Source organism: Enterobacter hormaechei ATCC 49162 (assembly GCF_001875655.1).
GTDB lineage: Bacteria > Pseudomonadota > Gammaproteobacteria > Enterobacterales > Enterobacteriaceae > Enterobacter > Enterobacter hormaechei.
On the sequence record NZ_MKEQ01000001.1, the window covers coordinates 2,759,694 to 2,785,803 of the forward strand.

Here is a 26,110-nt window from a genome sequence, read left to right on the forward strand (position 1 = left end):
GTTTTGCTTCAATTTCGTCGAATTGTTTTTTTCGTGGTCAGCGCAATGGCGCTGGCTGCACCGGTTTATGCAGGCAAACTCGCGATTGTGATAGATGACTTCGGTTATCGACCACACTATGAAAATCAGGTGCTGGCGATGCCATCAGCCATCTCTGTCGCCGTCCTGCCTAATGCGCCTCATGCGCATGAAATGGCGACCAAAGCTCACAATAGCGGCCATCAGGTCCTCATCCATCTGCCGATGGCCCCCCTCAGCAAGCAGCCGCTGGAAAAAGATACCCTGCGCCCGGACATGAGCAGCGACGAGATCGATCGCATTATCCGCGATGCGTACAATAAAGTGCCGTATGCCGTGGGGCTGAATAACCATATGGGCAGCGCGATGACCTCCAGCCTGTACGGTATGCTGAAAGTGATGCAGGCGCTGGAGCGTTACAATCTCTATTTCCTCGACAGCATGACCATCGGCAACAGCCAGGCGATGCGTGCCGCTCAGGGGACGGGTGTGAAAGTCATCAAGCGCAAAGTCTTCCTGGACGACTCCCAGAACGAAGCGGATATCCGCGTGCAGTTCAACCGCGCGGTACAGCTGGCGCGCCGTAACGGTTCGGCGATTGCCATCGGGCACCCGCATCCGTCTACCGTTCGCGTCTTGCAGCAAATGTTGCCGGGCTTACCCGCCGATATCACGCTGGTACGTCCGAGCGATCTGCTCAATGAGCCTCAGGTAGATACGTCTCGTCCGGGTAGTGCGCAACCACCGGCAACGCAGCCGCGTAATCCATTCCGCGGCGTGAAGAACTGTACGCTGAAACAGCCACCTGAACCGGTGCATGCAACCCGCTTCTTTACGGTTATCAGCGAAAGCGTAAGCCAGAGTACACTGGTGCAATACTTCCAGCATCAGTGGCAGGGCTGGGGAAAGAAATCAGCAGCGAGCCAATCCCAGTGACAGGCGATTAAGGTAGAAAGATGCCGCAACGACACAAAATTCTGCTCCTCGATACCGGTAAAGAGTGGGGAGGAGGTACCAACAGCATGCTCGAACTTCTGAAGCGCATTAACCGCGAGAAGTTCGATATTACCTGTTGTTTTTACAGGGACTATAGCCGGGCGGAAGGACAAACCATCGGCCAGGTGTTGAACGGCATTGGCATCCCCTTAATTGTCATTCCTCAGCATAAGCAGCCCGCATGGGCGAAAATTGCCAAAGAGCTGGGCCGCAGCCTGCTGTTTTTCTCGCGCAGCGCCCGGAAAGCGTTTACGCGCCATATTGATTCGCTGTGGCGCATTCGCCCCAACGTCAGCAAGATCGAGACCATTTTCAGAGAAGGTGGTTTCGATACGCTGTACATGAACAACCAGCCAGGCTCTAACGAAGAGGGTTATCTGGCGGGCGCAAACCTGCATGCGCGGATCATCCAGCACTGCCGCATTGAACCGGTGCTGACCCCGCCGCTGGTGAAGCTGGTGAATGCCCATGCCACAAAAATCATCGCTGTCTCGCACGGCGTTGAGCGCGTGCTCCTTCAGCATGGCGTCCGGCCAGAGCTGTGTACCACGGTCAACAATGCCATCGACATCCACCAGCCTTTGCCCGATCGACGCGCAATGCGCCAGCGGCTGCACATTGATGACGACACGTTTGTGTTCGGCAGTATTGGCTCGTTAATTCCTCGCAAGGCCAACCACCACACGCTGGAGGCGCTGGCCCAGTTCAGCCAGAGGCACCCGCAGGCAAAATGGAAAATGGTGCTGGTCGGTGAAGGGGCTGAACGCGGCGCGCTGGCGGCACAGGCTGACGCGCTGGGTATTGCTGAACACGTGATTTTTACCGGTTTCCAGAATACGCCTTTTGACTATCTCGCCACCTTTGACGCGTTTATTCTGGCCTCGCAGAGCGAAGGTCTGCCCCGCGTCGTACTGGAAGCGATGCTGCTGAACATCCCCGTCATTGGTTCAAAAGTGACCGGCACGGCAGAATTGATCGACCACGAGTCGACCGGGCTGTTATTCCCCTGGAGCGATGTGTCGCAACTTGCTCAACATCTGGATAATATCTGGCAGGATCCTGCTCTGCGTGCCCGGCTCGCCGCGGCTGCGCATCAGAATGTCTGCAACGTGTATGCCATTGAAAGCTATGTTAACGGTGTCGAGGCCGTTCTTGGCGCGCAATAACCAAACGAGAAGAACATGTTTAAATTTCTGAATGCTCGCTACCGCCACATCACCGGGCGACATAACATTCCGTACGCTTCCCTTCCGGCCACGCGCGATCTCGTTGCGGTTGATTCCATTGTGATCCCGTGTACGGGCGCGGATTTCGTCGAAGAGGCGTTATTGTCTGCGACCTTTGCAGAGCGTTATGCCACCGACGTCAGCGAGATTGTTATTGTCAGCGATCAGCCTGAATCCGCTTTCGGCGAGCTACCGCCAAAAACCCGCGTGGTCACGCTCACCCTTCCCGTACGCGAAGAGAATTATCGCTATAAGCAGATCTACCTCAGTCGTCTGGTGAAGCTTAACGCTCCGTTGCAGGCGCGCGGTGAAGGTGTGCTGATGATCGACTCCGATCTCAACCTGCTTAAAATGCCAGAGATCAACATGGCGGATATGCACATCTACTCCAGCTTCCGTCAGGGCAAAATGATTGCCAAGCTGGACGGCGCGCCAGCGGAGAAAGTGCCGGCGTATTACAAAGAAACGGTGCGCCCGTATCTGGTTGATCACGTTAACGGCGCGTTTCTTGCGGCGACCAAAAAGACCTGGCGCCGTATCTGCCCGCTGTGGCTGACGCTGTTCCAGGATACCTGGGAGCTGATGGACGATACGCAGCCGCCGACCGATCAGCTGCCGCTCGCTGCGCTGCTGGACATGCTGGATCTAAAAACGGTTAACCTGGGCGACTGGATGAACTGGCCGGTCTCCAAGAAGATCGGCGGTCAGGAAGCCGTTGTGCCGAAAGAGGTGATTGGCGCGCACGGCGGTTTCCCTCTGTCAGAATGGCAGAAGTATCTTGAATCACCGGATAATAAGCTGCTGTTCAAAGGTCAGGATTATACCCGCAAAGTGCGTTACCTGACGGACGAAGAGAAAAAGAATCAGTAAAAAAGGGGCCGCTGGCCCCTTTTTGATTACTTATCCCAGCTCAGGATCACTTTCCCTGACTGGCCGGAACGCATTGCGTCGAAGCCCTGCTGGAACTCATCGATGGAGAAACGGTGAGTAATAATCGGGGACAGATCCAGGCCGGACTGGATCAGCGCTGCCATCTTGTACCAGGTTTCGAACATCTCGCGGCCATAGATGCCCTTGATGAACAGCCCCTTGAAGATAACTTTGTTCCAGTCGATGGACATATCTGACGGCGGAATACCCAGCATCGCGATACGGCCACCGTGGTTCATGGTGTCGAGCATAGTGCGGAACGCCGGTGGCGCGCCGGACATCTCCAGACCCACGTCAAAGCCCTCGGTCATGCCCAGCTCTTCCATCACGTCGGTCAGGCTCTCTTTCGAGACATCCACCGCGCGGGTGACGCCCATCTTACGCGCCAGCGACAGGCGGTATTCGTTCACGTCGGTGATCACGACGTTGCGCGCCCCCACGTGCTTCGCTACGGCTGCCGCCATAATACCGATTGGGCCTGCGCCGGAGACCAGCACGTCTTCACCCACCAGGTCGAAGGAGAGCGCGGTGTGTACCGCATTGCCGAACGGGTCGAAGATGGAGGCCAGATCGTCAGAGATATTGTCCGGGATTTTGAAGGCGTTAAACGCCGGGATCACCAGGTACTCTGCGAAGCAGCCCGGACGGTTTACGCCCACGCCAACGGTGTTACGGCACAGGTGCGTACGCCCACCGCGGCAGTTACGGCAGTGACCGCAGGTAATATGGCCTTCGCCGGAGACGCGATCGCCAATGCTGAAGCCTTTTACTTCCTGGCCGATACCGACCACTTCGCCAACGTATTCGTGGCCGACAACCATCGGCACCGGAATGGTTTTCTGCGACCACTGGTCCCAGTTGTAGATGTGAACGTCAGTACCGCAGATGGCGGTTTTACGAATTTTGATCAGCAGATCGTTATGACCGACTTCCGGCTCCGGCACGTCGGTCATCCAAATCCCTTCTTCCGCTTTCAGTTTGGATAACGCTTTCATCACACGTCCTCAGGCAATTACGCCCAGCTGTTTGCCGATGCGGGTAAAGGCTTCCACCGCACGCTCAATTTGTTCAGGCGAATGCGCCGCAGACATCTGGGTGCGGATACGCGCCTGACCTTTTGGTACTACCGGGAAGAAGAACCCGGTTACGTAAATCCCTTCTTTCTGAAGCTCACGAGCAAATTTCTGCGCGACAACCGCGTCGCCCAGCATCACCGGAATGATCGCGTGGTCAGCACCGGCCAGGGTGAACCCTGCGGCACTCATTTTTTCACGGAACAGGCGGGCGTTAGCCCACAGGCGGTCGCGCAGCTCAGCACCGGATTCCACCATCTCCAGCACTTTAATGGAGGCGGCCACAATCGCCGGCGCCAGGGAGTTGGAGAACAGATACGGACGGGAGCGCTGACGCAGCCACTCGACCACCTCTTTTCGCGCAGCGGTATAGCCGCCGGACGCGCCGCCGAGCGCTTTGCCCAGCGTACCGGTGATGATATCCACGCGGCCCATTACGTCGCAGTATTCGTGGGAGCCACGACCATTTTCACCGACAAATCCGACCGCGTGAGAGTCATCCACCATCACCAGCGCGTCGTATTTATCCGCCAGGTCGCACACGCCCTTCAGGTTGGCGATCACGCCGTCCATGGAGAACACGCCGTCGGTGGCGATCAATACGTGGCGGGCACCAGCTTCACGGGCCTCTTTCAGACGGGCCTCCAGCTCAACCATGTCGTTGTTGGCGTAGCGGAAACGCTTCGCTTTGCACAGGCGTACACCGTCGATGATGGAGGCGTGGTTCAGGGCGTCGGAGATAATCGCATCTTCTGCGCCGAGCAGGGTCTCAAACAGACCGCCGTTGGCGTCGAAGCAGGAGGAGTACAGAATCGCGTCTTCCATTCCCAGGAAGCTCGCCAGCTTTTGCTCAAGCTGCTTGTGGCTGTCCTGCGTACCGCAGATAAAACGTACGGAGGCCATGCCGAAACCGTGGGTGTCCATGCCATTTTTCGCCGCGGCAATCAGCTCAGGGTGATTCGCAAGACCTAAGTAGTTGTTCGCGCAAAAGTTGATCACATGGCTGCCGTCGGCAACGGTGATGTCCGCCTGCTGGGCAGACGTGATAATACGCTCTTCTTTGAACAACCCTTCCGCACGTGCGGTGTCGAGGTCGCTGTTTAACTGTTTGTAAAAATCACCACGCATTGCAATTCTCCAGACTCGGCAAATTTCGGCACATATTACCCAAACCTATAGTTCATGACGAGATGACGCAGTATCTCTTCTCGTTTTTGCAGCATAAATCACGTGTAACCCTGCTGCATATCGGTGAATGGCTGAAGGGTCGCCATACTAATGATATGATATGAATATTAGCGTCCGGGATTGTCCCCGGGCTCCACACTTCAAAGGTTACAGTTATGATCATCGTTACCGGCGGCGCGGGCTTTATCGGCAGCAACATTATCAAGGCCCTCAATGACAAAGGCATCACCGACATCCTGGTGGTGGACAACCTGAAAGACGGCACCAAGTTCGTTAACCTGGTGGATCTGAACATCGCTGACTACATGGATAAAGAAGACTTCCTTATCCAGATTATGGCGGGTGAAGAGTTCGGCGAGATCGAAGCCATCTTCCACGAAGGTGCGTGCTCTTCCACCACCGAGTGGGACGGCAAGTACATGATGGACAACAACTATCAGTACTCTAAAGAGATCCTGCACTACTGCCTGGAGCGTGAAATCCCGTTCCTGTACGCCTCCTCTGCGGCAACCTATGGCGGCCGTACCTCTGACTTCATCGAATCTCGCGAATATGAGCAGCCGCTGAACGTTTACGGCTACTCCAAATTCCTGTTTGATGAATACGTGCGTCAGATCCTGCCAGAAGCGAATTCACAGATTGTCGGCTTCCGCTACTTCAACGTCTACGGGCCGCGCGAAGGGCACAAAGGCAGCATGGCGAGCGTGGCGTTCCACCTGAACACCCAGCTCAATAACGGCGAAAGTCCGAAACTGTTCGAAGGCAGCGACGGCTTCAAGCGCGACTTCGTCTATGTAGGCGACGTGGCAGCCGTGAACCTGTGGTTCTGGGAAAACGGCGTGTCCGGCATCTTCAACCTGGGCACCGGCCGCGCGGAATCCTTCCAGGCGGTGGCAGACGCGACGCTGGCGTACCATAAAAAAGGCAGCATCGAGTACATTCCGTTCCCGGATAAGCTGAAAGGCCGCTATCAGGCGTTCACGCAGGCTGACCTGACTAACCTGCGCGCCGCAGGCTACGACAAGCCGTTCAAGACCGTTGCCGAAGGCGTAACGGAATATATGGCCTGGCTGAACCGCGACGCATAAGTATGAAGATTCTGGTGATCGGCCCGTCATGGGTGGGCGACATGATGATGTCGCAAAGTCTCTATCGCACGCTCAAGGCGCGTTATCCCCAGGCGATAATCGACGTGATGGCACCCGCATGGTGCCGTCCGCTGTTATCGCGTATGCCGGAAGTGAACGAGGCGATCCCGATGCCGCTCGGCCACGGGGCGCTGGAAATCGGTGAGCGCCGTAAACTCGGCCATAGCCTGCGCGAGAAGCGCTATGACCGCGCGTACGTGCTCCCTAACTCCTTCAAATCCGCCCTCGTGCCTTTCTTTGCGGGCATCCCACACCGTACCGGCTGGCGCGGTGAAATGCGCTACGGCCTGCTGAACGACGCGCGGGTGCTGGATAAAGCGGCCTGGCCGCTAATGGTGGAGCGCTACGTGGCGCTGGCCTACGACAAAGGCGTGATGCGCAGCGCGAAAGATCTGCCGCAGCCGCTGCTGTGGCCACAGCTTCAGGTCAGCGACGGGGAGAAATCCCACACCAGCAACGCATTTGGCATTTCGTCTGAACGCCCGATGATTGGTTTCTGTCCCGGCGCGGAGTTTGGCCCGGCAAAACGCTGGCCGCACTATCACTACGCAGAGCTGGCGAAGCAGCTGATCGACGAAGGCTATCAGATTGTGCTGTTTGGCTCGGCGAAGGATCATGAGGCGGGCAACGAAATTCTCGCCACGCTGAGCAACGAGCAACAGGCATGGTGCCGCAATCTGGCCGGGGAAACGCAGCTCGAACAGGCGGTTATCCTGATTGCTGCCTGTAAAGCCGTGGTAACGAACGACTCCGGTTTAATGCACGTCGCTGCCGCGCTGGACCGTCCGCTGGTCGCGCTGTATGGCCCGAGCAGCCCGGACTTCACGCCGCCGCTGTCGCACAAAGCGCGCGTTATCCGTTTGATCACCGGCTACCACAAGGTTCGCAAAGGCGACGCCGCAGAAGGCTATCATCAGAGCCTGATCGACATTAACCCGCAGCGTGTTCTCGACGAACTCAACGCACTGCTGTTGAGCGAAGAAGGATAACGGATGCGGGTATTGATCGTTAAAACCTCCTCAATGGGTGATGTTCTGCATACGCTCCCGTCGCTGACGGACGCCATGCGGGCCATCCCCGGCATCCGTTTTGACTGGGTGGTGGAAGAAGGCTTCGCGCAGATCCCCACCTGGCATGAAGCCGTTGATCGCGTGATCCCGGTGGCCATCCGCCGCTGGCGCAAAGCGTGGTTCTCCGCACCGATTAAAGCCGAGCGCAAGGCCTTCCGCGAGGCGGTGCAGGCCCAGCGTTACGACGCAATCATAGACGCCCAGGGGCTGGTCAAAAGCGCCGCGCTGGTCACGCGTCTGGCGCATGGCGTAAAGCACGGCATGGACTGGCACACCGCCCGCGAACCGCTGGCGAGCCTGTTCTATAACCGTCGCCACCATATCGCAAAACAGCAGCACGCCGTGGAACGAACCCGCGAGCTGTTCGCAAAGAGTCTCGGCTATGCGAAACCCGACAGTCAGGGTGACTACGCCATCGCACAGCATTTTCTGCGCGAAGCGGAGAAGGATATCGAGCCGTATCTGGTCTTCCTGCATGCCACAACGCGCGACGATAAGCACTGGCCGGAAACGCACTGGAGAAGACTGATTGAACTAATGCAACCTTGCGGTATCCATATTAAACTCCCGTGGGGTGCAGAACATGAGCGGCAGCGTGCGGAGCGTCTGGCAGCAGGCTTTTCCCACGTCGAGGTGTTACCCAAGCTCACGCTGGCACAAGTTGCCGCACAGCTGGCGGGCGCTAACGCCGTCGTGTCTGTGGATACAGGGTTAAGTCATTTAACCGCCGCACTGGATCGGCCTAATATCACAATTTTCGGCCCGACCGATCCGGGGTTGATCGGGGGTTACGGTAAAAACCAGCATCAGATGGTCAGCCCTACGCAACAAACGAAGGATATTAGCGCAGATGCTATTTTTTCATTTTTACAGGGCAGCCATCGGCTTTCCAACAGGGATATTTAACCCATGAGTTATGTATTTCTGCTGATTTTACTCTTTCCGGTGAAACTCCTCCGGAAGCTGTTTCGAAAAGACACGGGCAAGAACCTTGTCATTCAGACAGCTAAAATCGGTGACTTTATTAATGCGACGCCTCTTCTGGCATATCTGCAAAAAAGCGATGTGTTGATCAGTCGCAGCGTTGGCGCGCTGGCGAAGCATGATGAGACTATCGAACAGATCTATTTTATCGAGCAGCATAAGCGCAACCTGTGGCGTAAGCTCTGCTTCGCGTGCAGGATCATGAACCGCTACGACAACGTCTACCTGCTTCAGCCCAACAGCGTGAACCTCTTTTTTGCCGCCGTCTGCAATGCCAAAAACAAACAATTTTTAAGCATCTACACGCGCAGGTGGTATCACGGGATTTTCTATCTCGCGGCCGACGGTACCGTTGAGCATGGCAAAAAAACGCTTTCGGTGACGAACTACCTGAAACTGGCCGACCGCTCGCTCACGTGGCAAGACTCTCCCAAGCACGCCACAAAGCCACTCTTCAAACCAACGACCTGGCCGGCCATTCTTGATAAACCAGACGTTATCCGCATCGGCATCAGTATTGCGGCAGGCAATAAAGCGAAAACCGTCCCGCCGGTTATCTGGAAGCAAATTGTGGATCGCCTCGCCGATTTACCCTGCGAGTTTTATGTCTTCGGCGCGCCAAACGAACAGTCGTGGATGGACGATATCACCCGCCTTTATGGTGAAATTCCCAACTTCATCAATCTGATTGGCAAACTTTCGCTCGAAGAGCTTCCCTGGGCCATTTCTAAGATGGACTGCTATATCGCGTCTGACTCGGGCAATGTCTACATCGCAGACGCCGTCGGCGTGCCGGTGGTCCTGCTGTTTGGGCCGTGTTGCCACTATGAACAACGTCCGCTTGGCAATGTGATGCTGATCGGGAATGACGACAATATTTGTTCTTATGTGTTTGAAACGCGCTATTACTTCCCGCAAGAACGGGAAGCACTTTTCTCTGTCACTGACTCCGCGTTACACGATCTTCAGCAGTTTATCCGTACATTACCAAAAGCCCGCTCACTGGCTAGCGCTCCCGACGCTCAAGGAAACTAATTTTTATGGCTTTTTTAAGCGTCATTATTGCTGCGCATAACGCTGAAGCTACGCTGCACGCCACGCTTTCGAGCCTGCTGGCAGCAACCGATCAAGACACTGAAATTATTATTTTTAATGACAGTTCTGAGGATGCCACGCAGGCAATAATTGATGAGTGGTTGCCTGAATTTCCGCAGGCCATAACCCGTACTGTGAACTTTCGTAACGTCGGCCGGGTACGAAACAGTGCTGTCGCACTGGCCTCGGGTGAGTATATTACGATGCTCGACAGTGACGATTGCTTAAAGCCGGGCAGCCTCAGGGACGCAATTACCTTCCTGAAAGCGCAACGTCCGGATATGTTACTGACACGTTTGCTTGAGATTCGCGATCCCAGGAAAATAACTTCAGACTGGCAGGGATTTAACCCTGTGCCCTTGTCACAGAATGAAGCAGTCGCGCGTTTCTTACGCCATAAAGACTTTCAGGCACATCTCATTGGCCAGTTTATTCATCGTAGCCTGTACGAGAATAACCCCATTCCTCCGATGTTATGTTATGAGGATTTCGCTGTCTTCCCTGGAATGCTGATGCAATCGAGCAAAATAGTCTATCAACGCCAGGGGCATTATTATTACATCAAGCGTCGCGACAGTTTGTCGAGCAGTCTGGACGCCAGCAAAATTTCGACGCTTGTCGAATGCACATTACAGATGGAAAGCACATTTCCGTCCAGCTTCAAACACCTCGTCAATTGCCACTGGTTTGATATTTACAGCAACCACCGGTCCTGTCTTACAGACCAACAATTGCAACTCGTGAAACAACGCGTAAAGGCCATGTATACATTGTCTTTTTTCCTGTCCACCGATGTTCGTTTTAGCTATAAAAAAAGGGTTATTGAGGCGTTATGGAAAAAATAAAACCACGGCTCTATCAACTGACAATCGCTTTGAGCCTTATCTCGTTGATGCTGGCATTAGTCAGTTCAGGGAAGCAAAGAGAGTTTTTCTATATTGCTATTTACGTCAGTATTATTGGTCTGGCTTTCGAATATAAAAAAATCACTCTGCGACCTTTTACTATAGCGCTGCCCATTCTGCTGATTGGGATACTTAACCTCGGCTGGTATTTCCTCTATGAGTATCATAACGAGGGTCTTAACCTTTACAGCGACTATCTCGGTGCCAGCAAAAAGTTAATTTTAGCGAGCATCCTGATTTTCTATATTGATCGCTTTAAGTTTTACATCGATAAAGACACCTTCAAAAAATTTTTCTTTTTCGCAACGGCCTTAGGGTTTGTGCTCGCCACAGGATATGGCTTATGGCAGGCCTCACAAGGTATGACTCGCGTTGAGATGGCAATTAACCGCGCCACCGTTTCGGCCTATGTTTATTCTGTCCTGTCACTGGCTTTCGTATACAGTCTTTACCTTCAGCGAAACGTGAAGCTGTATGTTGTCGCGGGTTTTACTATCTTACTCTCTTACTTCGTCATACTGTTGACGGGTACACGCGCTGCGATGGGTTTATATCTTCTTCTGGCGATTGTGCTCACGCTGTATCATTTCAGACGGATCCACCTTAAATCCGCCCTCATCTTTTTATGCATTGTCGCAGGCGTGGTAATCGTTAGCTACAAGCCATTAATTTCGCCGAAAATTCAACAAACCCAGCGTGAAGTTGAACGTTATCAGCAAGGTATTGACCGCACGTCACTCGGCGCTCGTTTCTCCATGTGGACGGTGGGTATTCAGAATGGACTTGCACATCCGTTAGGACAGTCACTCGAAGAGCGTGAAGTATGGACCCGACACTATATTAAAGACGGACATCCACACCTTGGCAGTGCGCTGGAATACATCAAAGTCCACCTGCATAATGAATTTATTGAGAAATACTCCTTGCAGGGGATCCCCGGCGTGGCGGTAATGCTCTTTTTCTTTGTGTCGATGATTGTGTATGCCCTACGAAACAGAAACGCACTGCTGCTAACGTCGATGCTTCTTTTGCTTTTGTATGGACTGACGGATGTGATACTGCTCAGTTCAGAAGCCTTAATCTTCTTTATGATTTTGTTTGCGTTAAGTACACCTTTCTCACAAACAAAGCAGCAATGACAACTATGCCCGCCTGGCGGGCATAATTATTTTTTGTACTGGTAAAACTCCGCCAGCGTCATCCCCACGGTCTTATCTGATAACCAGGTAAAGAGCTGCTCCAGATCCTGATACAGCCCCTCAATCGCGGCCTCGTCTTTAAAAGTAGGGCTGCCGCCAGGCATAAATTCCGACGAATGCAGCATGAACTCCACGTAGTCATTCCCCTGAGCCAGGCACTGCTGCGCCACCTTAATCATCTCCGCCGCATTTCCTCCGGACGGGCGTAACCAGTTAACTGACGGAGAACGGTATTTACCACGCAAACGATCATAACCCTGCTTCAGGGAATTCAGCCATGCCGGGTGTTTATACTGGATGCTCATCGGCACTTCGAGGAGAGGGCTGTTTCCCGGCCGGGAAATGTCGTCGACGTCCAAAAAGTAGGCGCGGTCGGGAAAATGCTGGTAATTCGTTCCGCCATTACCCTGTGGAGCGCCTTTCGCGTTGCGCCAGTTCACGCGCGGCGTAACGGAACAATCTACCTGATAACCCAGTTCAATCAGCAACTGGGCGTAACGACTGTCGAAAGCCCAGCGCCCGGCGCGATGGCTGAGCATTTTTGTCTGGAAAGTCTCTTCCAGTAAGCGGGTCATGAACAGCACTTTCTCACGCATGATCTCGTCTGAGAACTCAATCAGATAAGGCTGCCAGCGCCAGTCATCACCGGTCAGATCGTGCTCCGGAGGACTGTTCCAGGCATGGAGATGCATTCCCACCTCACCCTGACCGCGGGCGATGACCTCTTTCGCGAACTCAATGAACACCGGTTCGACGGCCATCTCGTAGTTGGTCAACCAGACGGGCTTAAAGCCGAAACGTTCACAAAGTGCCTGAAACCGCGCCAGGTAGCGCGCGTTTTCCGTTTTGATCACCCGGTGGTTCTGCCAGAGATTATCCCCTTCGGTATCGATCGTGATGATAAACGCTGGTTTTTTCATAATGAGTCCGCAAGACAAAATAGTTAGCGCTATGTTACGCACGCCCGAAAGCAGGAGTAAACCCTTCCCGGGAAATTCCTGACATTATGGAGAAAGAGTGCAAGTCGTTACCAGGTCTATTAGAATTGCCAATAGTACAACGCCGATAAGATGATGATGAATAACTTACCTGACACGCCTGATTTGCGCATTTTACTGATTAAACTTCGCCATCATGGTGACATGTTACTCACCACCCCCGTCATCAATTCATTACGTCAGAAATGGCCTGAAGCCCGAATCGACGTGCTTCTTTATGAAGAGACGCGAGACATGCTCGCCGCGCATCCGGCAATCGGGACGATCTATGGTATCGATCGAAAATGGAAGCAGCTGGGGACGCTGAAGCACCTGCAAAAAGAGTGGCAGCTGCTTCGTGCTTTACGCGCTCAGCATTATCATCTGGTGATCAATCTGGCCGATCAGTGGCGCAGTGCGATTGTCACCCGCTTCACCGGCGCACCGGTTCGGCTCGGGTTCGCCTTTAACAAGCGCAATAATGCATTCTGGCGTTTTTGTCACAATGAACGGGTCTCAGTCGCCGGTCATCAGTCACTCCACACCGTTGAACAAAATCTCTCCATACTGTCAGCGCTGCCGGTTACGGCCAACCCTACCGTGACCATGGCTTACAGCGCGGATGACTGGCACCACGCTCACCAAAAGCTGACGCAAAAGGGCGTGGGAGAACGCTACATTGTTATTCAACCCACTTCACGCTGGTTCTTTAAGTGCTGGGATGAAGGCAAAATGGCGCAAACTATCGCCGCGTTGCAGCAGGACGGCCATACCATCGTCCTGACGGCGGGACCGGACAAGAAAGAGCTGGCGATGATTGACCGCATTCTTGCCGCCGCCCCGCAAACGGGAGTGGTATCGCTGGCAGGGCAGTTAACGCTGCGCCAGCTGGCTTCGCTTATCGATCACGCCTGCCTGTTCATCGGCGTTGACTCCGTACCCATGCACATGGCCGCCGCCCTTCAGACGCCCTGCGTGGCGCTGTTTGGCCCGTCAAAATTGACGTTCTGGTCGCCATGGCAGGTTAACGGCGAGGTTATCTGGGCTGGTGACTACGGCCCGCTTCCCAACCCTGACGCCATTGATACAAAAACGACGGAACGTTATCTCGACGCCATTCCCGTTGATGCCGTCGTCTCCGCCGCAAGGAGATACCTGCAATGAGGCTTCATCGTCTGGCCATTGTGCGCCAAAAATATCGTCCGGATGGGGGGGCAGAACGTTTTGTCTCCAGGGCACTTACCGCGTTGAGCAACCAGAATCTGGAGCTTAACGTCATCACTCGCGAATGGCAGGGCGAAAAGCAGGACGACTGGCATATTCATATTTGCGATCCACGAAAGTGGGGCCGCATCAGCCGTGAGCGCGGCTTTGCACACGCCGCGCGCGCGCTGTGGCATCAACAGCAGTTTGATATCGTCCAGAGCCACGAACGTATTCCGGGCTGCGATATTTACCGCGCCGGGGATGGTGTACATCGACGCTGGCTGCTACAGCGTACGCGTATTCTCCCCGCCTGGCGCGCGAAGCTGCTTATGCACGATCGCTATCACCGCTACGTGATGCGCGCAGAACGTGAAATGTACCAGGCACCCGAGTTGAAAGCCGTTATCTGTAATGCGGAGATGATCAAACGCGAAATCGTCGAAGACTTTGATATTGACGCAAAAAAGATACATGTGATTTATAATTCAATAGATTCCAGCCGCTTCGTTCCGGCAGAAGAGATGCAGCGCGCTGTCCTGCGTCAGCAATTTGGCTTACCCGCTGATGCCGTCATTTTCTGCTTCGTGGGTTCAGGGTTTGAGCGTAAGGGGCTGGCAAGCGCTATTCGGGCTATAGCAGGAACATCGGCGTGGCTGGTTGTGGTCGGTCAGGATAAAGCGGAGAACCGTTATCGCGACCTCGCCCGTTCATTAGGCTGTGAGGGGCAAATCCGTTTCCTGGGGATGCAAAAAGAGACACTGCCATTTTATCAGCTTTCTGATGGTTTACTGCTGCCGACGCTGTATGATCCTTTCCCTAACGTCATACTTGAAGCAATGGCCTGTGGATTGCCCGTCATTACGTCAGAGAGTTGCGGTGGTTCAGAATTTATTGAGCAAGGCCAGAACGGGTTTTACTGTGATGCACTTGATATCCGCACATTGAAGGAGGCCGTCATGTCGATCCCTTCACTGGAAAAAAATAACAATATGGGGCTTGCGGCGCGTGAACGCGTCAGAGAAGCAACCCCTGAAAAACTATCAAGTCAGCTTATTTCGCTTTATCAAAAATTACTGGATTAATAATGCGCATCCTAATGATTATTGATGGTTTACCCGGTGGAGGAGCCGAAAAAACGGTTCTCACCCTCTCCAGCGGACTGACAGAACTGGGGCATCAGGTCACCCTTTTCTCCTTGCGGAAGGTGTGCGACTACGCCATTCCGGAAGGCATCGATTTTCAGGTGGTGCAGGATAGCTGTAAAAAACCCTGGCGGAAGCTGACCGAGATCCCGCGTCGCGCACGTTTGTTGGATCGCGCCATCGAGCAGGCAGAACGCAACGGTAAATTTGACGTCGTCTTCTCGCATCTGCATAAAACCGACCGTATCGTGGCGCACAGCCGCGTGCTGGATCGGGATAAGGTCTGGTTCTGCGTACACGGGATGTTCTCCTTCTCCTATTTACGCCATCGCAGCGGGCTTTCTCGCTGGTTTAAGCATTATAAAATTCGTCATACCTATGAAAACCGCAACGTGGTGGCGGTTTCCGGCGCCGTGCTGCACGATCTCTCTGAAGTGCTCGCTATCCCCCTGCGGCGCAAAGCGGTTATCCATAACCCGTTTGATATCCCTGACATTCAGCGTCTGGCGGAAGCGCCCTTTGAGATGCAGGGGCAGGATTACATCATCCACGTTGGCCGTTTTCATGAACACAAACGTCACGACCGGCTGCTGCGAGCATTCGCGCTGAGCAAAATCGACGCATCGCTGGTGTTGATGGGTAAAGGTTCCGACGCGAAAATAGACCAGCTCAAACAGCTTGCCGCTAAGCTGGGAATTGAAAACAAGATCGTCTTCCGCCCGTTCGAAACCAATCCCTACCCGTGGATCAAAGGGGCACGCCTTTTAGTATTAAGTTCCGACTGCGAAGGTTTTGGTAATGTACTGGTAGAGTCCATTATCTGTCAGACCCCACCGGTGAGTACAAACTGCCCTGGCGGCCCTGCTGAGATCCTTACTGGCCCCCTGGCGCGTGGTCTGACAGCGTTAACCGACGAATCACTGGCGAAAACACTGGCAGAACTGTATGCCTCTCCGCCGGTTGTTGATCGCGACACGATCGCATCGTTCGGTATCAACGCCATTTGCCAGCAATACATTGCTTTGGTCGACAACCAAAAATAATCAGGTTTCATATGCAAAATTCAGCGCCTTTATTAAGCGTGGTGGTTGCCGTTTATAACGGTAAAGCCTTTCTTGATCAGTTCTTTACCTGCCTTGTAAATCAACATATCGACAGTATGGAAGTCATCATCGTGAATGACGGCTCCACTGACCGTTCGATGCAGATTGTCGAAAAATGGCGCGAAAAGCTGCCGCAGATGCAGGTAATTGAACAACCTAATCAGGGCGTGTCCATCGCGCGTAATACCGGCCTGGCCGTTGCGACCGGCCAATATCTCTCTTTCCCGGATATTGATGATGTCTTCAAACCCGGCATGTACCAGCGTTTGCTGGATATGGCCGTCACGCAGAATCTGGATGTCGCCACCTGTAACGGCAACTACGTCTGGGAAAATAACAAAAAACCGTCCCGCCCTATCTTCCCTGAAGATAAGCTCGCCTCTACGGGCGTCATGAATGGCGCGGCATGGTTAAAAAAGGCGCTGGATTCACGTAAGTTCCTGCATGTGACCTGGCTGAATATCTATCGTCACGATTTTATTCGTCAGCACGGCTTCCGTTTCGAGCCTGGCCTGCGTCATCAGGATATCCCGTGGACTACCGAGGTGCTGCTTGCCGCGGAACGCGTTCAGTACACCAGCGAACGCTTTTACAACTACTACATTCACTCCGCCTCGGTATCGCACACCCCGGATAATGACGACACGCTGATTCGCTCAGCGCGTCATTACATGAAGATCCTGAAGATGCTTGATGCCATAAACCAGCGTTACCCGGATAAAGTGAAAAATATCCCCGCCTGCCACTGGCAAATCGCCAAAGAGGGTCTGGGCATTATTCATACCTTCGACAACATGAAGGATGAGACGAAGAAATCAATGATTATCAAAGAGTTCTTCGACACCGGGATCTGGAAGCTCATCTGGAAAAGCGCCAAAAGCCCGCGTTTGCGCTGGCGTCTGGGCCGACGTTACTTCCGTTTAAAACGGTATCTGGCATAAGAGATAGCTTTAGCACGCTTAAATGCTTAGAATTTCCCGGCCGAAACTAAAAAACGGATAATCGCTTGGAATTGTTGTATACCGCCCTGCTCTACATCATTCAGCCACTGGTGTGGCTGCGACTGTTGCTTCGTAGCCGTAAAGCGCCTGCGTACCGTAAACGCTGGGCCGAACGTTATGGCTACTGCCGCAATAAAGTGGCGCCGGACGGTATTCTGCTGCATTCCGTGTCAGTCGGGGAAACGCTGGCCGCCATTCCGCTGGTACGTGCCCTGCGCCACCGTTATCCGTCACTGCCCATCACCGTCACCACGATGACGCCAACCGGCTCAGAGCGCGTGATGTCTGCCTTCGGTAAAGACGTGCATCACGTCTACCTGCCGTACGATCTTCCCTGCGCCATGAACCGTTTCCTGAATACCGTTCGCCCTAAACTGGTGATCGTCATGGAAACCGAACTGTGGCCGAATATGATTTCCGCCCTGCATGCCCGTAAAATTCCTTTGGTTATCGCCAACGCGCGTCTGTCGGAACGCTCGGCGAAAGGATATGGCAAGCTGGGTAAATTTATGCGTCGCCTGCTCAGCAAAATCACGCTGATCGCCGCGCAGAACGAAGAAGATGCCGCGCGCTTTATCGCCCTCGGCCTGAAGCGCAACCAGCTTGCGGTCACGGGTAGCCTTAAGTTCGATATTTCCGTCACCCCTGAACTCGCCGCCCGTGCGGTAACGCTGCGTCGTCAGTGGGCGCCGCGTCGCCAGGTCTGGATCGCTACCAGCACCCATGACGGCGAAGAAGCCATTATTCTTCAGGCTCACCGCCAGCTGCTGGAAAAATTCCCTGATTTACTGCTGATTCTGGTTCCTCGCCACCCGGAGCGTTTCAAAGATGCCCGCGAGATGGTGCAAAAAGGCGGTTTCAGCTTCACACTGCGCAGCAGCGGCGAAATCCCCTCTGGCAGTACGCAGGTGGTGATTGGCGATACGATGGGCGAACTGATGTTGCTCTACGGCATTGCAGACCTCGCCTTTGTCGGTGGCAGCCTGGTGGAGCGCGGTGGTCATAATCCGCTGGAGCCGGCAGCCCATGCCATTCCTGTGCTGATGGGGCCACACACGTTTAACTTCAAAGACATCTGCGCAAAATTGCAGCAGGCCGATGGTTTAATTACCGTGACCGACGCGGATTCGGTGGTCAAAGAGGTCTCTACCCTTCTGACTGATGAAGATTACCGTCTGTGGTACGGTCGTCATGCCGTTGAAGTTCTGCATCAGAACCAGGGCGCACTGACCCGTCTGCTGCAACTTCTGCAACCTTATCTGCCGCAGCGGAGCCACTAATGTCAACGCGTCTGTCGGTCGTGATGATCGCCAAAAACGCCGCCGACCTGCTTCCGGATTGCCTGGCCTCTGTTGCCTGGGCTGATGAGATCGTCATTCTCGACTCCGGAAGTACGGACAACACGGTGGAGGTTGCCCGTGCAGCGGGTGCAAACGTCTTTACCAACACCGACTGGCAGGGCTACGGTATTCAGCGTCAGCGCGCGCAGAGTTACGCCACGGGCGATTACGTGCTGATGATCGACACCGACGAGCGTGTCACCCCGGAACTCCGACAGGCCATTCAAACGGTGCTTGCCGCGCCGCAGCCCGGCGCGGTCTACAGTATCGCGCGTCGTAACTATTTCCTGGGCCGCTTTATGCGCCACAGCGGCTGGTACCCCGACCGCGTGATGCGCCTCTATCCGCGCGAGCGTTATCAGTACAACGACAACCTGGTCCATGAGTCTCTGGCCTGCGATAACGCTCAGGTCATTCCCCTGACGGGCGATCTGCTTCATCTGACCTGCCGCGATTTCGCCAGCTTCCAGCAAAAGCAGCTCAACTATGCCACCGCCTGGGCACAGGAGCGGCATGCGCGCGGCAAGAAGGCCACGCTGACCGGCATTTTCACCCATACGCTGGGCGCATTTTTGAAAACGCTGCTGCTGCGTGGCGGCGTGCTGGACGGTAAGCAGGGCTGGTTACTGGCGGTGGTGAATGCCCAGTATACTTTCAATAAATACACCGAGCTGTGGGCGCTCTGCCGCGGCTACTCAGAGAAAACGTGAGCCATGAGCACAAAAGCGATTTATCCGGGTACCTTCGATCCGATCACTAACGGTCATCTTGATATCATCACCCGTGCGGCGAGTATGTTCGACAAGGTGATTCTGGCCATTGCCGCCAGCCCAAGCAAAAAGCCGATGTTCGACCTGAACGAACGCGTGCAGCTCGCCATCGATGCGATTGCGCACCTGCCGAATGTTGAAGTCGTCGGGTTCAGCGATTTGATGGCAAACTTTGCCCGTGCCCAGCAGGCTAATATCCTGATCCGCGGTCTTCGCGCGGTGGCAGACTTCGAGTATGAGATGCAGCTGGCGCACATGAACCGCCATCTGATGCCGGAGCTGGAGAGCGTATTCCTGATGCCCTCCAAAGAGTGGTCCTTCATCTCTTCTTCGCTGGTGAAAGAGGTGGCGCGGCATCACGGGGACGTTACCCACTTCCTGCCGGTTAACGTCCACCAGGCGTTGATGGAAAAGCTAAAGTAACCTTACTTCTGGCACTGACGGCAGTAGAACGTGGCCCGCTGGGCGTGCTTGGTGGCAATAATCGGCGTTCCGCAGGCTCTGCACGGTTCACCCTTACGACCATAAACCTGCAACTCCTGCGCAAAATAGCCCGGCTTCCCGTCGCTTTGCAGGAAGTCCTTCAGCGTTGTCCCGCCCTGCTCAATTGAGCGCAGCAGTACCGCTTTTATCACCCTGACCAGCAGCTCGCACTCCTGCGCAGACAGCGAAGAGGCCAGCCGATCGGGATGGATCCCGGCGGCAAACAGCGATTCGCTGGCATAGATATTCCCCACGCCTACCACCAGCTTGTTATCCATCAGCCAGGGCTTGATCGGGGTTTTCTTTTTCGCGCACTTCTCTTTGAGATAATCCGCGTTAAATGCCTCCGAGAGCGGCTCAGGTCCGAGATGCGCCAGCACGTTGTGCCCTTCCAGCTCTTTTGTCCACAGCCATGCGCCAAAGCGGCGCGGGTCGGTGTAACGCAGCACTTTGCCGTTACTCATGACCAGATCAACGTGGTCGTGCTTTTCCGCAGGCAGTTCTTCGGTGAGGATGCGCAGGCTCCCGGACATCCCCAGATGGATAATGATCCAGCCGTCAGGCAGTTCCAGCAGCAGATATTTTGCGCGGCGCTGCACGCTCAGGACGGGTTTGTCGCTTAACGCGTGGATCTCATCGGACACCGGCCAGCGCAGACGCCCGTTGCGAACGACAGCATGAAGAATAGTCGCGCCAACCAGATGAGGCTCAATGCCGCGGCGGCTGGTCTCTACCTCAGGTAATTCAGGCATGGTTCCTCCGTTGAGATGCAGAATGCAAAAAACCCCGCAGTTGCGGGGTTTTTCAATACAAGGAGACTAAAATTATTTGATTTTAGCTTCTTTGTACAGTACGTGCTGGCGTACAACTGGATCGAATTTTTTCAGTTCCAGTTTTTCCGGCTTAGTACGTTTGTTCTTCGTGGTGGTGTAGAAGTGACCTGTACCAGCAGAAGAAACCAGCTTGATTTTCTCGCGAATACCTTTAGCCATGATTTATTTCCTCTTTAAGTACTTAGTACTTTTCGCCACGGGCACGCAGTTCGGACAGAACTGTATCGATGCCTTTCTTATCGATTACACGCATACCTTTAGCAGATACGCGCAGGGTGACAAAACGCTTCTCGCTCTCAACCCAGAAACGGTGAGAGTGCAGGTTCGGCAGGAAACGGCGTTTAGTCGCGTTCAGTGCGTGGGAACGGTTGTTACCGGTCACCGGACGCTTGCCAGTAACTTGGCAGACTCGGGACATGTCTATTCTCCAAAAATCAAATTAGCTCGAGCTTCGTATGGGGTATCGGCGCCTCGTCAGGCTTTACAGCCCGGTCATCGCATAGTTCTATTGAACTCTCGATTGCCAGGCCCAAATGCCAAACCCGAGATTCTCAAAGGTGGCGTAGTATACGCTGACTCGGCGGTGTGCTCAAGTCCCGAACAGACAAAGATCCCGATGGATCGCGAGAAAAGGCCTAAATCCAGCCACGTTCGGCAAAAGAAATGTACTCTCCGCGGCCAATTATCAGATGGTCCAGCACACGAATGTCCATGAATTGACAGCATTTGATAATACGTTCGGTAATTGCTTTGTCAGCTCTGCTTGGTTCTGCACAGCCAGAGGGGTGATTATGCGCGAGGATCACGCCGGCTGCATTCACTTTTATCGCTTCCCGCACAATTTCACGCGGATGCACCTCAACGTGGCTCAATGTTCCCGAAAAAAGGCGGGTATGTTTCAGTACCCGGTTTTTGTTGTCGAGAAAGATCACCATGAAGATCTCCCGCTCCAGGTCGGAGAGCTGGCTTTGCAGAAATTCGCGGGTCATGTCAGGGGTCAGGATCGGGTCTTCTTCCTCCATACGCACGTTGTAAAATCGTCGGGCCAGCTCCGCAATGCCCCGCAACTGGGCATATTTCGCCACGCCAATCCCCTCAACGTGCGTAAACGCCTCCAGTTCGGCGGTCAGTAAACCATACAGTGAACCGAAATGGTCTATCAGCTCTTTCGCCAGCGTAAACACCGTTTTTCCCGGCGTGCCTGTGCGTAAAAAGAGCGCCAGCAGCTCGTCATCTTTTAACAATGTGACGCCATGACGCAGCATTTTTTCACGCGGTAACAGCAGTTCAGTCTCTTCCATGCCCGGCCTCCTTCTGTTTGCCATTATGCTGCCACAGGCAAATTCGAGGCTCGACGCTAACGTTTCGTTCTTGCGTAACGCCTCGCAAAGTGAATAAAGGACATCATCACCCCGTTTTAGGGATTGTGATAAAATGCCCGCTCTCTGGTGAAACCCAACAGGAAAGAATCATGATGAGCCTGGCCGGTAAAAAAATCGTTCTTGGCGTCAGCGGCGGTATTGCTGCCTATAAAACGCCAGACCTGGTGCGCCGTTTGCGCGAGCGCGGGGCCGACGTACGGGTCGCGATCACCGAAGGCGGCAAAGCCTTTATCACCCCGCTGAGCCTGCAAGCCGTCTCGGGATACCCGGTATCCGACAGCCTTCTCGACCCGGCGGCCGAAGCCGCAATGGGCCACATTGAGCTGGGGAAATGGGCCGATCTGGTTATCCTTGCCCCCGCCACGGCAGATTTAATTGCCCGCGTGGCGGCCGGTATGGCGAACGATCTGGTTACGACCATTTGCCTCGCCACGCCAGCCCCCGTCGCGGTTGTGCCCGCCATGAACCAGCAGATGTACCGCAACGCCGCCACCCAGCATAATCTGGACACGCTGGCCTCGCGCGGGCTGCTGATTTGGGGCCCGGACAGCGGCAGCCAGGCCTGCGGCGACGTGGGGCCGGGTCGTATGCTCGACCCACTGACGATTGTTGATATGGCCGCCGCCCATTTCTCGCCTGTCAACGATCTGCAACATCTCAACATCATGATTACCGCGGGCCCCACGCGCGAGCCGCTGGATCCGGTGCGTTACATCACCAACCACAGCTCCGGCAAAATGGGCTTTGCGATTGCTGCCGCGGCAGCCAAACGCGGCGCAAACGTCACGCTGGTGAGCGGCCCGGTGTCACTTACCACACCTGCGTTTGTGCAGCGTATCAATGTGACTACCGCGCTGGAGATGGAAGCCGCCGTACAGGCGCATGCTCAACAGCAGCATATTTTTATCGGCTGTGCGGCCGTCGCTGATTACCGTGCTGAAACCATTGCTGACGCCAAAATTAAAAAGCAAGGTGATGAATTAACAATAAAAATGGTGAAGAACCCGGATATCGTTGCCGGTGTCGCCGCATTGAAAACTCATCGTCCTTACGTTGTTGGGTTTGCCGCAGAAACGAATAATGTGGAAGAATATGCCCGGCAAAAACGTACCCGCAAAAACCTCGATTTGATTTGCGCGAACGACGTATCGCTGTCCACGCAAGGATTTAACAGCGACAGCAACGCATTGCACCTTTTCTGGCAGGATGGAGATAAAGTCTTACCGCTTGAGCGCAAAGAACTCCTGGGCCAACAATTACTGGACGAGATCGTTACCCGTTATGATGAAAAAAATCGACGTTAAGATTCTGGACCCGCGCGTTGGCGAGCAATTTCCGCTGCCAACGTATGCCACCTCCGGCTCTGCCGGTCTTGACCTGCGCGCCTGTCTCGATGACGCCGTAGAACTGGCGCCGGGTGCAACGACCCTGATCCCGACAGGGCTGGCGATTCACATTGCTGACCCGTCACTGGCCGCGGTGATCCTGCCGCGCTCTGGCCTGGGCCACAAGCATGGCGTCGTGCTGGGTAACCTGGTCGGCCTGATTGACTCTGACTATCAGGGTCAGCTGATGGTATCCGTCTGGAACCGTGGTCAGGACAGCTTCACCATTGAACCGGGCGAGCGTATCGCGCAGATGGTGTTTGTACCGGTGGTGCAGGCAGAATTTAACCTGGTGGCAGACTTCGACGCTACCGACCGTGGCGAAGGCGGCTTCGGCCATTCCGGGCGCAGATAACCGCCCGACAAACACGCACCTCACAGCGCCATAATGCAATAACAAACCGCAAACGTCAGTTTGCGGGTCGCTGTGTGGTTGCCAGCCTGGCAAGTGCTTATTTTTCAGGGGTATTTTGTAACATGGCAGAAAAACAAACCGCGAAAAGGAATCGTCGCGAAGAAATACTTCAATCTCTGGCTCTGATGCTTGAATCCAGCGACGGCAGTCAACGCATCACCACCGCAAAACTGGCGGCCTCTGTGGGCGTGTCAGAGGCGGCGTTGTATCGTCATTTCCCGAGCAAAACCCGGATGTTTGACAGCCTGATCGAGTTTATTGAAGACAGCCTGATCACGCGCATCAACCTGATCCTGAAGGATGAAAAAGACACCAGCGCGCGTCTGCGTTTGATTGTGCTGCTGATTCTGGGTTTTGGCGAACGTAACCCGGGTCTGACCCGTATTCTGACCGGCCACGCGCTGATGTTTGAACAGGATCGTCTGCAAGGCCGTATAAACCAGCTTTTTGAGCGTATCGAAGCCCAGCTGCGTCAGGTTCTGCGCGAGAAGAAAATGCGGGAAGGCGAGGGATATGAGACTGATGAGACGCTGCTGGCAGGCCAGATCCTGGCATTTTGCGAAGGGATGCTCTCCCGGTTTGTGCGCAGCGAATTTAAATATCGACCAACGGACGATTTTGACGCCCGCTGGCCGTTAGTGGCTGCTCAGTTACAGTAACGCCATCGCCGGATGGCGGCTTCGCCTTATCCGGCCTACGACTGGTAGGCCCGGTAAGCGTAGCGCCACCAGGCAATGTCATTAAACCCCGAACGCTTCGCGATACGCTTTTACCGCCGCCAGATGATCCGCCATCTCAGGCTTCTCTTCCAGATACACAATCAGGTCTTTCAGCGTGATAATCGATGTGACTTTGCAGCCATAATCACGTTCCACTTCCTGAATAGCAGAGATGTCGCCGCGCCCACGCTCCTGACGATCAAGCGAAATCAGCACACCCGCAAGCGTCGCTCCGTTAGCCTGGATAATCTCCATCGATTCACGGATCGCGGTGCCTGCGGTGATCACGTCATCCACCAGCATCACGCGGCCCTGCAAGGCGCTCCCTACCAGATTGCCGCCTTCACCGTGGGTTTTGGCCTCTTTACGGTTAAAGCAGTACGGCACGTCGCGGTCATGGTGCTCCGCCAGCGCCACCGCCGTGGTGGTTGCAATCGGAATGCCTTTGTACGCGGGGCCGAACAGCAGGTCGAAATCAATCCCGGAATCCACCAGCGCTTCGGCATAGAAGCGGCCTAACAGTGCCAGGTCACGCCCGGTATTAAACAGCCCGGCGTTGAAGAAATACGGGCTTTTACGCCCGGATTTCAGCGTGAACTCGCCAAACTTAAGTACCTGCTTGTTAAGCGCAAACTCAATAAACTGGCGCTGATACGATTTCATGGATTTGCTCCTTTGTTTTTTCTGTCTTACAGGCAAAAAAAAGGCGACTCATTGGTCGCCTTTAAAATCAATTTTCTAACGCCGCTTTCTGCGTCGTGACAATAGATTCGATACCCCCTCGGGCCAACGCCAACAGGGAGAGAAGTTCTTCATGGGTGAACGGCTCGCCTTCTGCCGTCCCCTGCACTTCAATGATGCGACCATCTTCAGTCATCACCACGTTCATGTCGGTTTCTGCGGCAGAATCTTCAACGTATTCCAGATCGCAAAGCGCTTCGCCGTTAACGATACCGACGGAAACCGCGGCAACCATCCCTTTCATTGGGTTGGTTTTCAGCTTACCGGCGGCAACCAGCTTGTTCAGCGCATCGGCCAGCGCTACGCAGGCACCGGTAATGGACGCGGTACGCGTGCCACCATCGGCCTGAATGACGTCGCAATCGAGAGTGATGGTGAACTCACCCAGCGTTTTCAGGTCAACCGCAGCGCGCAGCGCACGTGCGATCAGGCGCTGGATCTCCATGGTACGGCCGCCCTGCTTACCTTTTGCCGCTTCACGGGCATTACGGGTATGGGTTGCACGCGGCAACATACCGTATTCGGCGGTGATCCAACCCTGGCCCTGACCTTTCAGGAAGCGAGGCACGCCCTCTTCGATGGAGGCAGTGCAAAGCACTTTGGTGTCACCAAACTCAACCAGCACGGAGCCTTCAGCGTGTTTTGTATAGTTACGGGTCAGGGTGACGGGACGCACCTGATTGGCGCTACGACCTGATGGACGCATGATGGATTCTCCGGCTTGAAACGAATGTGGCTGCGCATTATACGGATAAAGGACGCTTATTCCTATCCTGAGAAG

General features: G+C 54.5%; 28 protein-coding genes. 19 read left to right on the forward strand and 9 right to left on the reverse strand.

Translation table 11 applies throughout. The features are described from left to right. Positions 1–3: 3 nt before the first annotated feature. The 3 genes from BH712_RS13765 to BH712_RS13775 are packed head-to-tail and all read left to right on the forward strand — an operon-like array spanning position 4 to position 3,110. Entirely contained in the window at positions 4–954 is a 951-nt protein-coding gene (locus BH712_RS13765; RefSeq protein WP_032674167.1) for a divergent polysaccharide deacetylase family protein, read from the forward strand. 20 nt (positions 955–974) lie between these two features. Beyond that, positions 975–2,180: a glycosyltransferase gene (locus tag BH712_RS13770; RefSeq protein WP_006812402.1), complete on the forward strand. Its 1,206-nt coding sequence runs from the start codon at positions 975–977 to the stop codon at positions 2,178–2,180. 15 nt (positions 2,181–2,195) lie between these two features. After that, positions 2,196–3,110, forward strand: a complete 915-nt coding sequence (locus BH712_RS13775; protein WP_006812403.1) for a hypothetical protein — start codon at positions 2,196–2,198, stop codon at positions 3,108–3,110. 26 nt (positions 3,111–3,136) lie between these two features. Here BH712_RS13775 and tdh read toward each other — a convergent pair whose 3' ends face one another. After that, positions 3,137–4,165: an L-threonine 3-dehydrogenase gene (tdh, locus tag BH712_RS13780; RefSeq protein ID WP_006812404.1), complete on the reverse strand. Its 1,029-nt coding sequence runs from the start codon at positions 4,163–4,165 to the stop codon at positions 3,137–3,139. A gap of 9 nt (positions 4,166–4,174) precedes the next feature. Beyond that, positions 4,175–5,371, reverse strand: coding sequence for a glycine C-acetyltransferase (kbl, locus tag BH712_RS13785; RefSeq protein WP_006812405.1), 1,197 nt, complete (start codon positions 5,369–5,371; stop codon positions 4,175–4,177). Positions 5,372–5,586: 215 nt separating this feature from the next. Here kbl and rfaD point away from each other — a divergent pair, with 215 nt between their 5' ends. Genes rfaD through BH712_RS13815 form a run of 6 tightly spaced genes read left to right on the forward strand, consistent with a single transcriptional unit; the run spans position 5,587 to position 11,772 of the window. Next, positions 5,587–6,519 (forward strand): ADP-glyceromanno-heptose 6-epimerase, encoded by a 933-nt coding sequence (gene rfaD / locus BH712_RS13790; protein WP_006812406.1) that lies wholly within the window; start codon positions 5,587–5,589, stop codon positions 6,517–6,519. 2 nt (positions 6,520–6,521) lie between these two features. Beyond that, on the forward strand, positions 6,522–7,568 hold the full coding sequence (gene rfaF / locus BH712_RS13795) for an ADP-heptose--LPS heptosyltransferase RfaF (protein WP_006812407.1): 1,047 nt from the start codon (positions 6,522–6,524) through the stop codon (positions 7,566–7,568). A gap of 3 nt (positions 7,569–7,571) precedes the next feature. Further along, positions 7,572–8,555 (forward strand): lipopolysaccharide heptosyltransferase RfaC, encoded by a 984-nt coding sequence (rfaC, locus tag BH712_RS13800; RefSeq protein ID WP_006812408.1) that lies wholly within the window; start codon positions 7,572–7,574, stop codon positions 8,553–8,555. Positions 8,556–8,558: 3 nt separating this feature from the next. Beyond that, positions 8,559–9,668 carry a glycosyltransferase family 9 protein gene (locus BH712_RS13805; protein WP_006812409.1) on the forward strand — a complete coding sequence of 370 codons (1,110 nt, stop codon included), beginning with the start codon at positions 8,559–8,561 and terminating at the stop codon, positions 9,666–9,668. Positions 9,669–9,673: 5 nt separating this feature from the next. Further along, complete coding sequence (locus BH712_RS13810; protein WP_006812410.1) at positions 9,674–10,573, forward strand: glycosyltransferase family 2 protein; 900 nt, start codon at positions 9,674–9,676, stop codon at positions 10,571–10,573. After that, positions 10,561–11,772, forward strand: a complete 1,212-nt coding sequence (locus BH712_RS13815; protein ID WP_006812411.1) for an O-antigen ligase family protein — start codon at positions 10,561–10,563, stop codon at positions 11,770–11,772. Before BH712_RS13810 ends, BH712_RS13815 begins: the two co-directional genes overlap by 13 nt. A 26-nt stretch (positions 11,773–11,798) precedes the next feature. Here BH712_RS13815 and BH712_RS13820 read toward each other — a convergent pair whose 3' ends face one another. Next, positions 11,799–12,752, reverse strand: a complete 954-nt coding sequence (locus BH712_RS13820) for a polysaccharide deacetylase family protein (protein ID WP_006812412.1) — start codon at positions 12,750–12,752, stop codon at positions 11,799–11,801. A gap of 150 nt (positions 12,753–12,902) precedes the next feature. On the opposite strand from BH712_RS13820, the gene rfaQ reads away from it, so the two are divergent. The 7 genes from rfaQ to coaD all read left to right on the forward strand — a co-directional run bounded on the left by rfaQ (position 12,903) and on the right by coaD (position 19,794). Next, a complete protein-coding gene (rfaQ, locus tag BH712_RS13825) occupies positions 12,903–13,973 on the forward strand; it encodes a putative lipopolysaccharide heptosyltransferase III (RefSeq protein WP_006812413.1) in 1,071 nt (356 codons plus the stop codon). Further along, positions 13,970–15,097, forward strand: coding sequence for a glycosyltransferase family 4 protein (locus BH712_RS13830; RefSeq protein WP_006812414.1), 1,128 nt, complete (start codon positions 13,970–13,972; stop codon positions 15,095–15,097). Before rfaQ ends, BH712_RS13830 begins: the two co-directional genes overlap by 4 nt. Positions 15,098–15,099: 2 nt before the next feature. Next, positions 15,100–16,200 (forward strand): glycosyltransferase, encoded by a 1,101-nt coding sequence (locus tag BH712_RS13835; protein WP_006812415.1) that lies wholly within the window; start codon positions 15,100–15,102, stop codon positions 16,198–16,200. 11 nt (positions 16,201–16,211) lie between these two features. Beyond that, positions 16,212–17,201, forward strand: a complete 990-nt coding sequence (locus BH712_RS13840; RefSeq protein ID WP_006812416.1) for a glycosyltransferase — start codon at positions 16,212–16,214, stop codon at positions 17,199–17,201. A 65-nt stretch (positions 17,202–17,266) separates the two neighbouring features. Next, the gene (gene waaA, locus BH712_RS13845) at positions 17,267–18,541 is read left to right on the forward strand and encodes a lipid IV(A) 3-deoxy-D-manno-octulosonic acid transferase (RefSeq protein WP_003860874.1); all 1,275 of its coding nucleotides are present in this window, start codon (positions 17,267–17,269) and stop codon (positions 18,539–18,541) included. Beyond that, positions 18,541–19,311: a glycosyltransferase family 2 protein gene (locus tag BH712_RS13850; RefSeq protein ID WP_006812417.1), complete on the forward strand. Its 771-nt coding sequence runs from the start codon at positions 18,541–18,543 to the stop codon at positions 19,309–19,311. Before waaA ends, BH712_RS13850 begins: the two co-directional genes overlap by 1 nt. A 3-nt stretch (positions 19,312–19,314) precedes the next feature. Then, positions 19,315–19,794 (forward strand): pantetheine-phosphate adenylyltransferase, encoded by a 480-nt coding sequence (gene coaD / locus BH712_RS13855; protein ID WP_006812418.1) that lies wholly within the window; start codon positions 19,315–19,317, stop codon positions 19,792–19,794. Between the two features lie 2 nt (positions 19,795–19,796). Here coaD and mutM read toward each other — a convergent pair whose 3' ends face one another. The 4 genes from mutM to radC all read right to left on the reverse strand — a co-directional run bounded on the left by mutM (position 19,797) and on the right by radC (position 21,988). Then, positions 19,797–20,606 (reverse strand): bifunctional DNA-formamidopyrimidine glycosylase/DNA-(apurinic or apyrimidinic site) lyase, encoded by an 810-nt coding sequence (gene mutM / locus BH712_RS13860; protein ID WP_003860879.1) that lies wholly within the window; start codon positions 20,604–20,606, stop codon positions 19,797–19,799. Positions 20,607–20,678: 72 nt separating this feature from the next. Further along, positions 20,679–20,846 carry a 50S ribosomal protein L33 gene (gene rpmG, locus BH712_RS13865; protein WP_003024094.1) on the reverse strand — a complete coding sequence of 56 codons (168 nt, stop codon included), beginning with the start codon at positions 20,844–20,846 and terminating at the stop codon, positions 20,679–20,681. A gap of 22 nt (positions 20,847–20,868) precedes the next feature. Continuing rightward, complete coding sequence (gene rpmB / locus BH712_RS13870) at positions 20,869–21,105, reverse strand: 50S ribosomal protein L28 (protein ID WP_002436699.1); 237 nt, start codon at positions 21,103–21,105, stop codon at positions 20,869–20,871. Between the two features lie 217 nt (positions 21,106–21,322). Further along, positions 21,323–21,988, reverse strand: a complete 666-nt coding sequence (gene radC / locus BH712_RS13875) for a RadC family protein (protein ID WP_006812419.1) — start codon at positions 21,986–21,988, stop codon at positions 21,323–21,325. A 173-nt stretch (positions 21,989–22,161) separates the two neighbouring features. Between radC and coaBC the strand changes: the two genes are divergently transcribed. The 3 genes from coaBC (at position 22,162) to slmA (ending at position 24,528) form a co-directional block, all read left to right on the forward strand. Continuing rightward, a complete protein-coding gene (coaBC, locus tag BH712_RS13880) occupies positions 22,162–23,373 on the forward strand; it encodes a bifunctional phosphopantothenoylcysteine decarboxylase/phosphopantothenate--cysteine ligase CoaBC (RefSeq protein ID WP_169313211.1) in 1,212 nt (403 codons plus the stop codon). Next, the gene (dut, locus tag BH712_RS13885) at positions 23,351–23,809 is read left to right on the forward strand and encodes a dUTP diphosphatase (protein WP_006812421.1); all 459 of its coding nucleotides are present in this window, start codon (positions 23,351–23,353) and stop codon (positions 23,807–23,809) included. Before coaBC ends, dut begins: the two co-directional genes overlap by 23 nt. Before the next feature lie 122 nt (positions 23,810–23,931). Continuing rightward, complete coding sequence (gene slmA, locus BH712_RS13890) at positions 23,932–24,528, forward strand: nucleoid occlusion factor SlmA (protein ID WP_006812422.1); 597 nt, start codon at positions 23,932–23,934, stop codon at positions 24,526–24,528. A gap of 81 nt (positions 24,529–24,609) precedes the next feature. Here slmA and pyrE read toward each other — a convergent pair whose 3' ends face one another. Together pyrE and rph are read right to left on the reverse strand one after the other, a co-directional pair. Next, positions 24,610–25,251, reverse strand: coding sequence for an orotate phosphoribosyltransferase (gene pyrE, locus BH712_RS13895; protein WP_006812423.1), 642 nt, complete (start codon positions 25,249–25,251; stop codon positions 24,610–24,612). A 67-nt stretch (positions 25,252–25,318) separates the two neighbouring features. Then, positions 25,319–26,035: a ribonuclease PH gene (rph, locus tag BH712_RS13900; protein WP_006812424.1), complete on the reverse strand. Its 717-nt coding sequence runs from the start codon at positions 26,033–26,035 to the stop codon at positions 25,319–25,321. Positions 26,036–26,110: the final 75 nt, after the last annotated feature.

Bases quoted from the DNA above. Each gene is read 5' to 3' on its own strand.
- BH712_RS13770 (WP_006812402.1), top strand. From the start codon at position 975: ATGCCGCAACGACACAAAATTCTGCTCCTCGATACCGGTAAAGAGTGG.
- BH712_RS13775 (WP_006812403.1), top strand. From the start codon at position 2,196: ATGTTTAAATTTCTGAATGCTCGCTACCGCCACATCACCGGGCGACAT.
- tdh (WP_006812404.1), bottom strand. From the start codon at position 4,165: ATGAAAGCGTTATCCAAACTGAAAGCGGAAGAAGGGATTTGGATGACC.
- kbl (WP_006812405.1), bottom strand. From the start codon at position 5,371: ATGCGTGGTGATTTTTACAAACAGTTAAACAGCGACCTCGACACCGCA.
- rfaD (WP_006812406.1), top strand. From the start codon at position 5,587: ATGATCATCGTTACCGGCGGCGCGGGCTTTATCGGCAGCAACATTATC.
- rfaF (WP_006812407.1), top strand. From the start codon at position 6,522: ATGAAGATTCTGGTGATCGGCCCGTCATGGGTGGGCGACATGATGATG.
- rfaC (WP_006812408.1), top strand. From the start codon at position 7,572: ATGCGGGTATTGATCGTTAAAACCTCCTCAATGGGTGATGTTCTGCAT.
- BH712_RS13805 (WP_006812409.1), top strand. From the start codon at position 8,559: ATGAGTTATGTATTTCTGCTGATTTTACTCTTTCCGGTGAAACTCCTC.
- BH712_RS13810 (WP_006812410.1), top strand. From the start codon at position 9,674: ATGGCTTTTTTAAGCGTCATTATTGCTGCGCATAACGCTGAAGCTACG.
- BH712_RS13815 (WP_006812411.1), top strand. From the start codon at position 10,561: ATGGAAAAAATAAAACCACGGCTCTATCAACTGACAATCGCTTTGAGC.
- BH712_RS13820 (WP_006812412.1), bottom strand. From the start codon at position 12,752: ATGAAAAAACCAGCGTTTATCATCACGATCGATACCGAAGGGGATAAT.
- rfaQ (WP_006812413.1), top strand. From the start codon at position 12,903: ATGATGATGAATAACTTACCTGACACGCCTGATTTGCGCATTTTACTG.
- BH712_RS13830 (WP_006812414.1), top strand. From the start codon at position 13,970: ATGAGGCTTCATCGTCTGGCCATTGTGCGCCAAAAATATCGTCCGGAT.
- BH712_RS13835 (WP_006812415.1), top strand. From the start codon at position 15,100: ATGCGCATCCTAATGATTATTGATGGTTTACCCGGTGGAGGAGCCGAA.
- BH712_RS13840 (WP_006812416.1), top strand. From the start codon at position 16,212: ATGCAAAATTCAGCGCCTTTATTAAGCGTGGTGGTTGCCGTTTATAAC.
- BH712_RS13850 (WP_006812417.1), top strand. From the start codon at position 18,541: ATGTCAACGCGTCTGTCGGTCGTGATGATCGCCAAAAACGCCGCCGAC.
- coaD (WP_006812418.1), top strand. From the start codon at position 19,315: ATGAGCACAAAAGCGATTTATCCGGGTACCTTCGATCCGATCACTAAC.
- mutM (WP_003860879.1), bottom strand. From the start codon at position 20,606: ATGCCTGAATTACCTGAGGTAGAGACCAGCCGCCGCGGCATTGAGCCT.
- rpmG (WP_003024094.1), bottom strand. From the start codon at position 20,846: ATGGCTAAAGGTATTCGCGAGAAAATCAAGCTGGTTTCTTCTGCTGGT.
- rpmB (WP_002436699.1), bottom strand. From the start codon at position 21,105: ATGTCCCGAGTCTGCCAAGTTACTGGCAAGCGTCCGGTGACCGGTAAC.
- radC (WP_006812419.1), bottom strand. From the start codon at position 21,988: ATGGAAGAGACTGAACTGCTGTTACCGCGTGAAAAAATGCTGCGTCAT.
- coaBC (WP_169313211.1), top strand. From the start codon at position 22,162: ATGAGCCTGGCCGGTAAAAAAATCGTTCTTGGCGTCAGCGGCGGTATT.
- dut (WP_006812421.1), top strand. From the start codon at position 23,351: ATGATGAAAAAAATCGACGTTAAGATTCTGGACCCGCGCGTTGGCGAG.
- slmA (WP_006812422.1), top strand. From the start codon at position 23,932: ATGGCAGAAAAACAAACCGCGAAAAGGAATCGTCGCGAAGAAATACTT.
- pyrE (WP_006812423.1), bottom strand. From the start codon at position 25,251: ATGAAATCGTATCAGCGCCAGTTTATTGAGTTTGCGCTTAACAAGCAG.
- rph (WP_006812424.1), bottom strand. From the start codon at position 26,035: ATGCGTCCATCAGGTCGTAGCGCCAATCAGGTGCGTCCCGTCACCCTG.